This is a genomic window from Chthonomonas sp., assembly GCF_035294505.1.
In the GTDB taxonomy this organism is placed as follows: Bacteria; Armatimonadota; Chthonomonadetes; order Chthonomonadales; family Chthonomonadaceae; genus Chthonomonas.
Map to the genome: position 1 here is coordinate 1 of NZ_DATGKU010000146.1, position 13,316 is coordinate 13,316.

13 protein-coding genes are annotated in these 13,316 nt (G+C 55.8%); 5 read left to right on the plus strand and 8 right to left on the minus strand.

Annotated elements, in window-relative coordinates:
• The 3 genes from VKV18_RS08260 to VKV18_RS08270 form a co-directional block, all read left to right on the plus strand.
• Positions 1 to 202 (plus strand): hypothetical protein (locus VKV18_RS08260; RefSeq protein ID WP_324203733.1); only part of this gene is annotated, 202 nt, incomplete at its 5' end.
• Positions 203 to 376: 174 nt separating this feature from the next.
• Positions 377 to 856 (plus strand): hypothetical protein, encoded by a 480-nt coding sequence (locus VKV18_RS08265; protein WP_324203734.1) that lies wholly within the window; start codon positions 377 to 379, stop codon positions 854 to 856.
• Between the two features lie 20 nt (positions 857 to 876).
• On the plus strand, positions 877 to 1,848 hold the full coding sequence (locus VKV18_RS08270) for a tyrosine recombinase XerC (RefSeq protein WP_324203735.1): 972 nt from the start codon (positions 877 to 879) through the stop codon (positions 1,846 to 1,848).
• Positions 1,849 to 1,963: 115 nt separating this feature from the next.
• On the opposite strand, the gene pckA is transcribed toward VKV18_RS08270, so the two are convergent.
• From pckA to ispG, 7 genes are all read right to left on the minus strand, one after another.
• Positions 1,964 to 3,538, minus strand: a complete 1,575-nt coding sequence (pckA, locus tag VKV18_RS08275) for a phosphoenolpyruvate carboxykinase (ATP) (protein WP_324203736.1) — start codon at positions 3,536 to 3,538, stop codon at positions 1,964 to 1,966.
• 196 nt (positions 3,539 to 3,734) lie between these two features.
• A complete protein-coding gene (gene recA, locus VKV18_RS08280; RefSeq protein ID WP_324203737.1) occupies positions 3,735 to 4,793 on the minus strand; it encodes a recombinase RecA in 1,059 nt (352 codons plus the stop codon).
• A gap of 10 nt (positions 4,794 to 4,803) precedes the next feature.
• A complete protein-coding gene (thpR, locus tag VKV18_RS08285; protein ID WP_324203738.1) occupies positions 4,804 to 5,397 on the minus strand; it encodes an RNA 2',3'-cyclic phosphodiesterase in 594 nt (197 codons plus the stop codon).
• Positions 5,398 to 5,404: 7 nt separating this feature from the next.
• The gene (locus VKV18_RS08290; protein ID WP_324203739.1) at positions 5,405 to 5,911 is read right to left on the minus strand and encodes a hypothetical protein; all 507 of its coding nucleotides are present in this window, start codon (positions 5,909 to 5,911) and stop codon (positions 5,405 to 5,407) included.
• A 3-nt stretch (positions 5,912 to 5,914) separates the two neighbouring features.
• Positions 5,915 to 6,802, minus strand: coding sequence for a PmoA family protein (locus tag VKV18_RS08295; protein WP_324203740.1), 888 nt, complete (start codon positions 6,800 to 6,802; stop codon positions 5,915 to 5,917).
• Positions 6,803 to 7,163: 361 nt separating this feature from the next.
• Positions 7,164 to 7,745 (minus strand): DJ-1/PfpI family protein, encoded by a 582-nt coding sequence (locus VKV18_RS08300; RefSeq protein ID WP_324203741.1) that lies wholly within the window; start codon positions 7,743 to 7,745, stop codon positions 7,164 to 7,166.
• A gap of 32 nt (positions 7,746 to 7,777) precedes the next feature.
• The gene (gene ispG / locus VKV18_RS08305; protein WP_016483218.1) at positions 7,778 to 9,055 is read right to left on the minus strand and encodes a (E)-4-hydroxy-3-methylbut-2-enyl-diphosphate synthase; all 1,278 of its coding nucleotides are present in this window, start codon (positions 9,053 to 9,055) and stop codon (positions 7,778 to 7,780) included.
• Between the two features lie 480 nt (positions 9,056 to 9,535).
• Here ispG and VKV18_RS08310 point away from each other — a divergent pair, with 480 nt between their 5' ends.
• A complete protein-coding gene (locus tag VKV18_RS08310; RefSeq protein ID WP_324203742.1) occupies positions 9,536 to 12,451 on the plus strand; it encodes an insulinase family protein in 2,916 nt (971 codons plus the stop codon).
• A gap of 123 nt (positions 12,452 to 12,574) precedes the next feature.
• Here VKV18_RS08310 and VKV18_RS08315 read toward each other — a convergent pair whose 3' ends face one another.
• The gene (locus tag VKV18_RS08315) at positions 12,575 to 12,853 is read right to left on the minus strand and encodes a hypothetical protein (protein ID WP_324203743.1); all 279 of its coding nucleotides are present in this window, start codon (positions 12,851 to 12,853) and stop codon (positions 12,575 to 12,577) included.
• 173 nt (positions 12,854 to 13,026) lie between these two features.
• Here VKV18_RS08315 and VKV18_RS08320 point away from each other — a divergent pair.
• A partial coding sequence (locus tag VKV18_RS08320; protein WP_324203744.1) for a hypothetical protein occupies positions 13,027 to 13,316 on the plus strand: 290 nt, incomplete at its 3' end.

Below are 13,316 nucleotides of genomic sequence, written 5' to 3' on the forward strand. Positions count from 1 at the left end.
CCAACAGGCTATCGAACTCTACCGCCATATGTATGCGCTCGTCATAAAAGGCCCCTCCGCCTATGTCACCGCTCAAGGGCAAATCACCACCCTCCCGGCCTATCTTGTGCCTCACGAAGAGTGGGAAGCCTGGAAACGCGCCCATGGAGGGCGTGATGCCTACCCCATTCCCACCGTTGATAGTAGCTACCACGGGAGGTAAATAAAAAGACCTTGAGTTATTTCAAAGCTGACAGTCTTTGAAACAACCCTGGGAGAGAAGGCTCGGCCTTCTCTCCTCTTTTGATCGCCTCGTGGAGGATCGCTTGCATAAGGGGATATCACATGGATTTTCTACAGACAAGGGTATACTAAAATCGAAGTTAGGAGGTGACAGATGGCAAAAACGTTGCATGAGGGTGACCGCGTGCGGATAGTAGACCGCGAGGTGACCCCAGAGGATGTGAAATCGGGGCTTTTCTACAACCACTTCCGCGGGCTGGTGGGCACCATTCAGAAAATCTACGATGAGAAAGAGGCTGCAGTCGTTATCGAGGTGGAGAGCATGCCGGAAACCATCGCCAAACGCCACCTCGAGACGGAAGAGCGGATGCGAAATAAGTGGCTCGATGGCTTGTCGGAAGAAGCACGCAACCGACTCACGCCGCAAGAGCGTGCCTTTACCTTGCGCTACGTGGTATTGGTAGCGTTGAAGGACCTGCTTCCCTACTCAGAGCCAAAGGCGCCGGCGCACGCGGCTAAAACGCCTACGGCCAAGCGACCCGAAGTGGCGCCGGTTGAAGCGCCACCGCGTAAGACAAGCGAACAGCTTGATGCCGCCGAAGAGGCCGAACTCGCGAAACGCCGCCGTAACTAAACCCAGAAAGGAGATGGGGTATGGAGGAAGAGAAGCAAAACCAAGAGAACGCCGGCGATGCGCCCGAGCTTGATGCGGCCTTGGCCGATGTACTCCATGGATTTCTACAGTACTTGCGGCTTGCCAAAAACGCCGCCGCACACACCGTTCGGGCCTACCGAGCCGACATCGAACAGTTTTTAGGCTATGTGGCCACTCACCCCGAACTCGGTGCCCTCCATCTCGTAGAAAGAAACCATGTGCGTGCCTTCCTCGCCGATCTGCAGGAGGGTGAGTATAAACGCTCCTCTTTAGCCCGCAAATTGGCCTCTCTACGAGCCTTTTGTCGTTGGGCGCTTCGTCAAGGTTATCTGCAGGCAGACCCAACCATTGGGGTGCTGCCCATTAAACAGGAGGAGCGCCTGCCGCGCTTCCTGCGCCTGCGCGAGGTGGAAGCCCTGCTAAATGCCCCCGACATCTCCACCCCCGAAGGCCAGCGTGATAAGGCCCTGATGGAGCTGCTCTACGCCTCCGGCATTCGTGCCGGCGAAGCGCACTCGCTTGACCTCGAAGATCTCGACCTGGCTAATGAACAAATCCGTATAAGGCAAGGCAAGGGAGGTAAAGACCGTATGGCGTTCCTTGGACGTGCTGCCGTTGAGGCCCTTCAGCTCTATCTTGCCGATGGTCGCCCACGCCTTGCTGCCGCCAATACCGGCACGCCCGACCCTGCCGTGTTCTTGAATCGGTTCGGGAAAAGACTTTCGGACAGGGGCATTCGACGTATCTTCGACCGCTATTGTCTTGCCGCCTCTCAGCGCCTAAAAGTCACCCCACACACCCTACGACATAGCTTTGCGACTCACCTGCTTGAAAACGGTGCCGACCTCCGTGCCGTCCAAGAGCTTTTAGGCCACGCGCATCTCATCACCACGCAGGTTTATACCCATGTAACCACAGAACAGATGAAAGCCGTGTATGAGCGCACCCATCCGCGTGCTGAAGAGGATTAGAAGCCGTTAGAGGAAAAGACCGGTAAGGCGCCCCCCACAAATCCGCCCCCCTACTCGTTAGGGCATCCTCGAAGGTGCCCCTCCTCTCGCTCGGGCATTTTCCTGGTACATTCGCCTATTTGAACAGAAAGTCCTCGACCGGCAGGTCACGAGGAAAGGCAGCAGCGTAGCGGGAGAAGTTTTCCCGAAAGCGTCGGACGAGCGCTCGCGCCATCTCCTCGTAGGCCTCTTTCGAGGGCCAGGCGCGCTGAGGAAGCAATAGATGTGTTGGAACCCGTGGCGCCTGTAGGGGAACCGATAGACCGAAGAAAGGCTCGGTTTGATATTCCACACCGCCCAGCGCACCATCCAAGGCCGCCTCGATGAGCGCCTGGGTGTACTCCAGCGGAATCCGTTTGCCTACTCCGTAGGGCCCCCCTATCCAACCGGTGTTTACCAGCCAAACGGTAGCCGCATGGCTCGTAAGCTTTTCTCGAAACATGGTAAGGTAGCGCAGGGGAGAGAGGGGGAGGAAAGGCTCCGCAAAGCAGGTGCTAAAAACCGCCTCCGGCTCTTTGCCTAACCCTCGTTCGGTTCCGGCCACCTTAGCGGTGTATCCGTTGAGAAAGTGGTAGCATGCCTGCCCTAGGCTCAACCGGCTAATGGGCGGCAGAACGCCGAAAGCGTCGGCAGTAAGGAAAAAGATGTTTTTAGGATGGTCGCCTTTACCACAGGTCACGGCATGTGGGATGAACTCGATGGGGTAGGCAGCACGGGTGTTTTCGGTGTAGCGATCGCTGTTATAGTCAGGTCGGCGCGTATCTTTCTCCAGCTCCACGTTCTCCAACACGGCGCCGAAGCGAATAGCCTCCCAAATGTGAGGTTCGCTGGCGCGGCTGAGATGGATACACTTGGCGTAGCAGCCGCCTTCGATATTGAAGACGCCCTCATCCGACCAGCCGTGCTCATCGTCACCGATGAGGGGCCGTTCGCCTAAAGCCGACAGCGTGGTTTTGCCGGTGCCGCTCAGCCCGAAGAACAGGGCAGACCCACCGTTGCCGGTATTGGCCGCGCAGTGCATAGGAAACACTCCCTTTTGAGGGAGCAGATAGTTCATGATGGTGAAGACCGCTTTTTTGATCTCGCCGGCATAAGCTGTGCCGCCGATGAGAACGAGGCGTTGGCCGAAGTGGATAGCGATGAAGGTTTCGCTTCGTGTGCCATCCTCTTCGGGCACGGCAAAGCAATCGGGGGCGCAAAGAATCGTGAATGGATCGTCCCATTGAACGAGATAAGACGGCTCGGAGCGGAGCAGCAGCTGGCGGATAAAGAGGCTTTGCCAGGCGTGCGTTGTCACTACAAAGAGCGGCAGAGCATAGCGCGCATCCGCCCCCGCCCAGAGGTTTTGGGAATAGACCGGCCGCGATTGCAGATGCGTTATCATGCGATTCAGCAAGCGATTGAAACTTTCCTCGGAGAGGGGGTGGTTAACCGGCCCCCATTCGATCTCCGATGCGACTGAAGGCTCATGCACTATATATTTATCTTGGGGAGAGCGGCCGGTGAAGCGCCCTGTGTAGACGACCAGGGCGCCATTTTCGGCAAGGAATCCCTCTTGGTGTCGAATAGCCTCTTCCACCAGCGCGGCGGCCAGCAAATTATGAAAGCTTTGTAGGCCTGAAAGAATGCTCAGGCCTTGAGTTTTTGGCATTTGAGACGTCCTCCGTTGCACGTCTGCGTGCCCTCTATGCGTCGGTGGCATTAAAGGGTGAGCGCCATTGCTCTTTTGATTATCGTCTGTACAACCTCTCTTTTATACGTTTAAAAATGCCGCAAATAGCCCCCTTTGCGGCACTTGTAGGCCCAAGCTTCCTCTCTTCTCGATCTCAAAGAGACGGGAGGGGCAACTATTCCGCTTCGGCCTCTTCTATATCGGCAGCACCGATTACAGGGACGGCGGAGGCGGCGGCGCGGATTTTGTTTTCGATCTCATCCAGTATCTCCTCGTGCTCTTCGAGGAACTGCCGTGCGTTCTCGCGCCCCTGCCCCAAGCGAACATCGCCATAGGAGAAGTAGGAGCCGCTTTTTTGCACCAGCCCCAGCTCCACGCCCATATCGAGCACACCACCCGCTCGGCTAATGCCGCGCCCGAAGAGAATATCGAACTCGGCTTGGCGGAACGGCGGAGCCACCTTGTTCTTTACCACCTTCACCTTCACTCGCGCCCCAACCGGATCGGCCCCATTTTTAACGGTCTCGGTGCGCCGCACTTCGAGTCGCACGGAGGCGTAATATTTTAGGGCCAGCCCACCGCTTGTGGTTTCGGGGTTGCCGAACATAACCCCTATCTTTTGGCGGATTTGGTTGATGAAGATGGCTGCCGTGTTGGTGCGACTAATGGTGCCTGCCACCTTACGAAGCGCCTGCGACATAAGGCGTGCGTGCACCCCCACGTGCGATTCGCCCATATCCCCCTCCAACTCCGCTTTGGGCACAAGGGCGGCCACCGAGTCGAGCACGCAGACATCTATGGCGCTGGAGCGAATAAGCGCATCCATAATGTCGAGCGCTTCCTCGCCTGTGGTCGGCTGGGAGATAAAGAGGTTATCCACATCCACGCCGATTTTGCGGGCATATTCGGGGTCAATGGCGTGCTCCACATCAATGTAGGCACAGATGCCCCCTTTCTTTTGTGCCTGGGCAATGCATTGCAAGGCGATGGTCGTTTTTCCCGACGATTCGGTTCCATAGATTTCGGTGATGCGACCTCGTGGAATGCCGCCCACGCCCAAAGCGAGATCGAGGGCGATAGAACCGGTGGGAATAGCATCCACATTCAGGCGTGACGCCTGGCCTAAACGCACAACACTCCCTTTTCCAAACTGCTTTTCGATGCCTGCAAGCGCCGATTCCAGCGCCTTAAGCTTTCGCGGGTCTACCTTTTCAAAGGTCTCTTCGGTTGACACGGTTTTCTCCTCATAGGCTCTTTGCGGAGTGCTGCAGAAGGCACTCGGCAAGAGGGGTGTAGATGGGTCCGTCAGGACGTAGTTCACTGCGCACAAGTGTACATGATTCTACCATAAAAGGGGGGATTTGGTCGAGTCGTTGCCATGAACGTTGAAGCAGGGCCTGCACGGCTTCGGCCGCATTCGGGTTTTTAATACGTGCCAGAGTAAGATGAGCACGGAAGGGGCGGTTTTCAGGCGCAATACCAAGCTCAAGCCCACGAAAAGCCCTATCGAGCGCATGTGCCAACGTGGCCATTTCGGCCAAACCCATTCGAGCACCCAACACCAATGTATGTGGGTGTCGGGAGTTAGGCAACAGCTCAAGGTTGCCTAACGCGGCGGAAAATATGGGTTGTTCCGTGCAAACACGGGTTGCCGCCTCGATCAACCTTGGAACGACCGGCTCGGCGATCTCCCCTAAAAAACGCACCGTAAAATGAAACTGCTCCTGTCGTGTCCAACGCACACCAGAGTCCGATACGGCGTCTTGTAGCTCTTTTTGGAAGGCGCCGATTGCATTGCGAATAGAGGGAGGAGGAAAGAGGGCAAAAAAGAGGCGCATGGGTTGTTTACTGGGTTGGTTTCTCTTTAGCGCGGCTCTTGTAAAACGCGAGCATCTCCTCATAAGAGAAGGTCTGTGGGTCTTTCGGCTCACAAAAGAACGGTTGGGCGCTATCTATGGCTTGCAGAGGCTCCGAGATAGGTTCCACGCGAGAACAAAAATGCCCTTCTCGTGCCTCTAGTTCGGCAAGGGCGGAGTAGAGCAGACCTAACAGACACCTATAAATCATAATAACGGGTTGGTTGGATTTGTCGTTTGTGTCTATTTGGTAGTTGTAATACACCCGCAGCAGCAGATGCGCCAGAGGGGCGTAGTTTCTCCACACCTCGATACGTTCTAGGGGGTGGATATCCAGCAACCTATAGAGATAGTCCTCCGGTAGAAGTTGCATGATCAAGGGCCATTGCTGCTCCGGCTCCAAATCTTCTGTTTCGATGAGCGCTTCCGACAGAGGTTGTATGTACTCCTCATAGTACTTCTGCTCTGTTGGAGTTGGCGGGCGTTGAGGCGGCATATTCTACTCACTCCTACCGGCAGGCGATTCCACGGGCTGTTCGCTGCTCTCCACCTGCCGCAACGACTGCAAGAACTCGTTAAAGATGGCGGCTACGCGCCCTGTCTCTGCATCGCCCGAATGGGCGTATACGCGATAGCGCAGGCGCAAGGGGCGACGGGGTGCAATGACGAGCGGCTCCTCCTGAAAAAGCCCAAAGTTCGGCGAAACCGGGCCGTAGTCCCGTGTGAACCAGGGTGTAGGGTAGGCAGGATTGTCGGGATGATCGAAAAGCGCGATGCCGCACTGCAGGCGCCCTATTTTGCCGGAACCATCAATCCAGGGAGAGCGTTGGCCATAGGTTCCTTTTTCGTTGCGCTGGCCAGAGGCGTTCACCAGCGTTCCTCCCGACTTTACCGTAAGCCCTTCCGCCAGGCGCACATAGGGAATACCGGCCTCATTTGTCGGCTCCAGGCTAACCGGTGCGTTGTTTGGTGCTCGCAGCACGATCTCAAAGTCGAATAGGCGTGCATCGGGTGGGGTATCGTGGAAAGCGAATGTGCGGGTATCTGTGAGAACGACATCGCCGGTGGGGCTTATCCAATCGCATTTTTCGGTGAAGCTGCCAAGCTCCCCCCCGCTAACAACTTTCTCAAAGCTGCGATGGACGATGCGCCCACTATTATGGCGCTCCTGCCAAAAATCGAGACCGTTTACCCGACCATGCCCTACCCAAAACCCATGATGATGGCGATGATCTACGGGAGCGTCGGCCACCAAGGAGAGACCATTGGCTGCTCGTATGGGGTAGAGATAGGGCTTCCACAAGTTACTTCCGAAATTGTAACGTGCAAACTCCTGCTCACCAATGCGAATAACGAGCTGCGCTCCCTCCTCAATAATCTCTACCATAACCTATTTCACTCCAAAGTCTGCCTACTACAATTTATTGTACCACACCCATGTCTAGAGCGGGCAGGCGTGCGCGTACCGAACGGTATAAAACCTCTCGCATTATCAAATGGGCAAGATTTTACAACGTACAACGGAAGGTCTTTAGGGCCGGTTGCGCGCACAGGGGGTAGGCACAAGGCCTATGCCCCTCCCTCATACAGCCCCACATCGGCCAGATGGGTGTAGGGTGCCCGCACCGGTCGGCAACTGCTCAAAGCCGACGGCGCTGCGCTCAAGACCGATACAGGGGTAGCCAGAAAATCTTGCGATTTTCTGGGGCAGGGCTCCCTCCCCCTCAGCGCCTTTCCCTCTATCGCCGCTAAAGCTGAATTTGGGTGCCGAGCAGTTTAAGGAAGGCCGCAATGAATTCGGGGTGCCCCGGCCATGCCGGTGAAGAGACGAGATTGCCATCCAAGATCGCCTTATCGGCGGGAATGTCTTGATAGTCACCACCGCAGTTGCGCACCTCCGGCCCCACGGCCGGGTAGGCCGTGCAACGTCGTCCCTTCAACACGCCGGCCGCCGCCAGAATCTGCAACCCGTGACAGATGGCCGCAATGGGTTTGTTCGTCTCGGCAAAATGGCGCACAATGTTAAGCACTTGTGGGTTAAGCCGCAAATACTCCGGTGCACGCCCACCGGGAACGAGCAGCGCATCGTAGTCGGCAGGGTTCACCTCATCGAACGTGGCGTTGAGCGTGAAATTGTGCCCTCGCTTTTCGCTGTAGGTTTGGTCGCCTTCAAAGTCATGCACGGCGGTGCGCACCGTTTCCCCTGCGCGTTTACCCGGGCAAACCGCATGAACCTGATGGCCTACTGCCAACAGCGCCTGAAAGGGCACCATCGCCTCATAGTCTTCCACGTAGTCGCCCACCAGCATAAGAATCTTTTTCGATGCCATGGTAACGCTCCTTTCGTACGGCAAATGGCTCTTTAAGAGCCTTTGGAGGAAACTGTTTCCAAAGGAATATCCACACGAATGCGATCGCGGAAGTTTTGGGGTGGTGGAGGCGGCGTGTAGCCTTCTGGCGGGTCTACCCAACGTCCATCGGCCTTAATGAGCGCGATCAGCTCCTCGACCCCTTTTTCTTGGGGAATGCCACTCTTCACCTCTTCGCGCCCGCGATAGAGCGATATTTTTCCTCCTGCTTTCCCCACATAGCCGTAGTCCGCATCGGCCATCTCACCCGGCCCGTTGACGATGCACCCCATAACGGCGATGTTTAGGCCGGCAAGATGGCCTGTCGCCGCCTTTACTTGGGCAAGCACGGTGGGCAGGTCGAACTTCGTGCGTCCGCACGAGGGGCAAGCGATGAACTCGGTTTTTGTGCGTCGCAGCCCCAGGGCCTGTAAAATCTCATAACAGACCGGTAGCTCGTTAATGGGGTCTTCGGCAAGAGAGACGCGAATGGTATCGCCAATGCCTTCTGCCAGCAGAGTGGCGATGCCTGCAGTGCTCTTAATGCGGGCATACTGTCCGTCGCCCGCCTCCGTTACACCGAGATGCAGGGGATAATCCATGCCCTCTTCGGCCATTCGGCGCACCATAAGGCGATTGGCCTGAACCATCACCTGCACGCGCGAGGCCTTCAGGGAAACCACGATGTCACGAAAATCGTGTCGCTCGCAGATGCGGATGTACTCTAAAGCCGACTCTACCATCCCCTCAGGTGTATCGCCATACATCACCATAAGGCGTTCGGAAAGGGAACCGTGGTTCACCCCGATCCGCATCGCCACACCTCGCTCTTTGCAGGCTCGGATCACCGGCAACAGCGCCTTCTCGATGGCCTCTAGCTCCTCTTCGATCTCCGATTGCGAGTACTCTTCCGTGCGCTGAACCCGCTTGCGGAATACAAACAGACCGGGGTTAATACGCACCTTATCTACATACTTGGCCACCTCTACGGCGATGTCGGTGCCTTGATGATGCACATCCGCCACCAACGGCACGTCCTGATAACGCCTTTTCAACTCCGCCTTGATCTCGGCCAGACATTTGGCTTCGGCAAGGTTAGGGGTTGTCACGCGCACGATTTCGGCTCCGGCCTTGTGCATGGCGATGATCTGGGCCACCGCCGCCGGCACATTGTGCGTCTCCTCCGTGATCATAGACTGCACGACTATGGGGTGATCGCCGCCAATATAGACATTGCCCACGCGAACGGCGCGTGTTTTACGACGTGGGTAACTTACTTCCGGCAGGTTCATGATGATCTCGTCTCTCCTTGAAAAAGGACACATCCCTCAATGGGCTGTCGCTGCTGTGCTAGTATAATAATTATACTGCCTAGCGGTGAGAGATGGTTCTTTCAAGATCGTTGTAACCGCTTTCGAGGCCAGATCAAGGCAGAGATGCAGGGGCGCAAAAAATTTTTCGGAATTTTTCTCCAAATTCGCCAAAATTCTTGTAACTTGGCACGAAAATTGCAGTATACATAAAATGGAGGGCCTTTGATAAAAACATACGTGCCGTGCTGCCGGAGAGAGCAATGTAAACGCGAAGGTTCCGGACTTCGCGTGCCCGCTCCGGCCTATCGGCAACTGCCCGAACACAGAACAGCCGGATGCAGTGCTTGCTCCGGCTGTTTTTGTTGCCGCGTTTCTCTCTTGAACTTTGCAAACAACCGTTTCGCATCGCACGTATGAATACCGAAGAACACAAAACTATTTTAAGAAAGAGCAAAGGAGATGCAAGCTAGCCACGGTTTTACGCTCATTCGAGAACAAAACATTCCCGAGATCAACAGCCTCGCAAGGCTTTATCGCCACGAAAAGACGGGCGCTCTGTTCCTTTCCCTCATCAACGACGATGAGAACAAAAGCTTTGGCATTACCTTCCGCACCCCCGTCTCCGATTCGACCGGCGTGGCCCATATTCTGGAGCACTCGGTGCTCTGCGGCTCCAGAAAGTACCCCGTTAAAGAGCCTTTTATTGAGCTGGCGAAAAGCTCGTTAAACACCTTTCTGAACGCCTTCACCTACCCGGATAAAACCTGCTATCCGGTGGCGAGTCAAAACCTACAGGATTTCTATAATCTCATTGACGTCTATCTGGATACGGTATTTCATCCTCGCTTGCTACGCCAAACCTTCGAGCAGGAAGGGTGGCATTACGAGCTGGAATCGAAAGAAGGAGAGCTTGTTTACCGTGGAGTGGTCTTTAACGAGATGAAGGGGGCCTACGCCTCGCCCGAAAACGCCCTTGCGGATGCCGTGCAGGCCTCCCTGTTTCCCGATACGATCTACCGCTTCGATTCCGGCGGAAATCCAGAGCACATCCCCGACCTCACCTACGAGCAGTTGCGTGCCTTTCATGCGCGCTACTACCACCCTTCCAACAGCCTTACGGTGATGTATGGGGACGATCCTCCTGAAGAGCGATTGCGCCTACTAAACGCCTACTTTTCCGAGTTTGAGCACCAAGAACCTGCGCCAGAGGTGCCGCTTCAGCCTCGCTTCTCGGCGCCAAGACGTGTGGTGGAGCACTATGCCGTTGGCCCGGAAACGGCGGACGAGCCGAACCGCTCCATGCTTACGGTGAACTGGCTGCTTACCGAGACCACCGATATGCCGACCGTGTTTGCGCTGATGATGCTTGATGAGGTTTTGCTCGGCACCACCGCCTCACCCCTCTACAAGGCATTAACCGATTCAGGGCTTGGCGAAGAGGTGATCGGTTGGATGGACCGCAATCTTCGCCAAGCGACTTTCTCGGTGGGTCTCAAGGGCATACGTTCGGAAGATGCCGACAAGGTAGAACAGCTGATTCTCTGCACTCTGGAACAGCTCGCCGATGAAGGCATAGACAAAGGAACTGTAGAAGCCGCGTTTAACACGGTGGAGTTTGCACTCCGCGAAAACAATACCGGCTCGTTTCCGCGCGGTCTGGCCATGATGTTGCGTGCGCTTACCGTGTGGCTCTACGGAGGCGACCCCATTGCGGCTCTTGCCTTCGAGCAACCGCTTGCCGAACTGCGTGCAAAGGTGGCAGAGGGCGGCTTCTTCGAGGGGCTTATCCGGCAGTATCTCCTCTCTAACCCGCACCGCACCACCGTGCTGCTTGAACCCGATCCGGAGCTTGACCGAAAACGCGAAGAGAAGGAGCGCGCTCGTCTACGCCATACATTAGCCCAAATGAGCGACGCCGAAAAAGAGCAGGTCATTGCCAACACGCAGCGGTTAAAAGAGTTTCAAACGACCCCCGATCCGCCTGAGGCGTTGGCTACCATTCCAACCCTCCACATTGAAGACCTCGAACGCCGAAACAAAGTGGTTCCTATGGAGGTGCTTGAGAGCCGTGGTGTTCCCGTGTTCTACCACGATCTCTTCACCAACGGGGTACTCTATTTCGACATCGGCTTCGACTTGCACACGTTGCCACAAGAGTTGCTTCCCTACCTCGGCCTCTTTGGGCGAGCCTTGTTAGAAACAGGCACCGAGAAGGAGGATTTTGTGCGCCTCACCCAGCGCATCGGCCAAAAGACAGGCGGCATCTACCAAACGCTGCTGCTCTCTTCCCGCCGAAACGACACACGCAGCGCGGCCTGGTTTATTTTGCGAGGGAAGGCCACACCGGCCAACGCATCAGAGCTGTTGGCCATTCTAACCGATGTGCTGCTTACCGCCCGTCTGGACGACAAGGAGCGTATTCTTCAGATGGCGCTTGAAGAGAAAGCGCAGCTGGAATCGCGGCTGGCTCCGGCCGGATCGGGATTCGTTGTGCGTCGCCTTCGTGCCCAGTTTTCCGAGGCGGATATGGTTTCGGAACTTGTTGGCGGTATTAGCTATCTCTTTTTCCTCCGCTGGCTGCTCTCCGTCATGGAGACGGAGTGGCAGACGATCCGCGAAAACTTCGAGCGTATTCGCTCGCTACTTCTTCAACGTGATGCCATGATAGCTAACGTTACCGTTGATGAAACCCACTGGCTACAGTTTCAGCCCCAACTTGAGGCGTTTTTGGCCGGCCTTCCCGAAGGAAGCAAAGAGAGGGCGCAGTGGAAGCCCGTCTTTACCCCTCACAATGAGGGCTTCACGATTCCTGGACAGGTTAACCATGTTGGAATGGCCTTCAACCTGTATGCCACAGGCTACGAGGAGCACGGCTCTGTGTTGCCCATTCAAAACTATCTCAACACAACCTATCTATGGGAGCGTATCCGCATGGAGGGTGGCGCCTATGGAGCGGGCTGTGGGCTTGACAGGCTATCGGGCGTCTTCGCTTTTTCGTCCTATCGCGATCCGAACCTGTTACAAACTCTCAACAATTTTGAGGGTGCTATCCGTTTCCTAAGAGAGGCCGAGATAAGCGAGATGGAGCGCGAGCGCGCCATTATCGGGGCCATCGGCGATCTCGACGCCTATCAGTTACCCGATGCAAAAGGCTACTCTTCCATGGTGCGTCAGTTGGTGGGAGTTACCGAAGAAGACCGTCAGCGTTTTCGTGAAGAGGTTCTCTCGACGACAGCGGCAGACTTCCGTCGGTTTGGTGAGGCTCTGGCAGAGGCCAGCCGCAACTCCGTGGTCGGAGTGGTAGGCCCTAAGGAGCGCATCGAGGCGGCCAATGCAGAAAAGTCGGGCCTTTTCGAGATCGTTCCCGTGCTTTGACGCCAAAAGGAAAGCTCCCCCAGAGTTTGTGACAAAAATTCTCTGGGGGAGTTGTGCTAAATGCAGGAAAATGGTCTCCGCAAGACGAACTTAGATTATATGGGAAGGGGAAGCAAAGCGCTGCTAGGCTCCTGTTTGTCGTTTCTTAGCGGCTTTCAAGCCTCCAAGACGGCCTATTGCCGCCATGTGGGCGCGGTCTTGAGCAACGCGCTGTCCCCCTTTACGCCCTATCTCGGCCATATGGGAGCGGTCTTCGGCTATCTTCTGGCCTCCTTTTTGGCCGGCTTTGGCATGACCTTCGGGATCGCCAAACCATCCGCGCCCGCGTGATTTTGAGGTAGAGGATGGAACGTCGCCGATGGTGTTCGGCGCGGCGATTTCGTTCATAGTGTCGGTAATCATGGTACTGCTCCTGATTAGGGTAAATGAGCGAGTGAGAGGCTGTAAACGCCTATGGCTTTCTGCCGGTGCCATAGACTTCCTCACTCAATAGAAATGACGTTTCTACAGGAGCATTCTGTTCGGCTCCTTGATTAAGGTACGATTAAGAAGAGAGGCCGAAAGAGGACAAAACGATGAAACGCTTGTGGGTTATCGCACCGGTGGGGGTACTGCTCGTAGCTTGGCTGGGAATTCGCTGCCTTAATGCCCATTGGGCTCCTGCTACGGATGAACTGCCCAACCTCAGCCAGTGGCCACCAGATGCGCAGACAGTGGCGCACCGATTGGCATCGGAGAAGGACATGGCAAAGAAGCGTGCTCTTTTTGCCAGCTTGCTTACCTCGCGATTTCGTGATAGGCCCGATGCCATTGCCATTCGCGTCTCTTGGACAAATCCCAACACCATTAAACTCTGCTGCCCGGC

Coding starts and splice junctions, on each gene's coding strand:
- VKV18_RS08265 (WP_324203734.1), top strand. CDS start 377: ATGGCAAAAACGTTGCATGAGGGTGACCGCGTGCGGATAGTAGACCGC.
- VKV18_RS08270 (WP_324203735.1), top strand. CDS start 877: ATGGAGGAAGAGAAGCAAAACCAAGAGAACGCCGGCGATGCGCCCGAG.
- pckA (WP_324203736.1), bottom strand. CDS start 3,538: ATGCCAAAAACTCAAGGCCTGAGCATTCTTTCAGGCCTACAAAGCTTT.
- thpR (WP_324203738.1), bottom strand. CDS start 5,397: ATGCGCCTCTTTTTTGCCCTCTTTCCTCCTCCCTCTATTCGCAATGCA.
- VKV18_RS08290 (WP_324203739.1), bottom strand. CDS start 5,911: ATGCCGCCTCAACGCCCGCCAACTCCAACAGAGCAGAAGTACTATGAG.
- VKV18_RS08295 (WP_324203740.1), bottom strand. CDS start 6,802: ATGGTAGAGATTATTGAGGAGGGAGCGCAGCTCGTTATTCGCATTGGT.
- VKV18_RS08300 (WP_324203741.1), bottom strand. CDS start 7,745: ATGGCATCGAAAAAGATTCTTATGCTGGTGGGCGACTACGTGGAAGAC.
- ispG (WP_016483218.1), bottom strand. CDS start 9,055: ATGAACCTGCCGGAAGTAAGTTACCCACGTCGTAAAACACGCGCCGTT.
- VKV18_RS08310 (WP_324203742.1), top strand. CDS start 9,536: ATGCAAGCTAGCCACGGTTTTACGCTCATTCGAGAACAAAACATTCCC.
- VKV18_RS08315 (WP_324203743.1), bottom strand. CDS start 12,853: ATGATTACCGACACTATGAACGAAATCGCCGCGCCGAACACCATCGGC.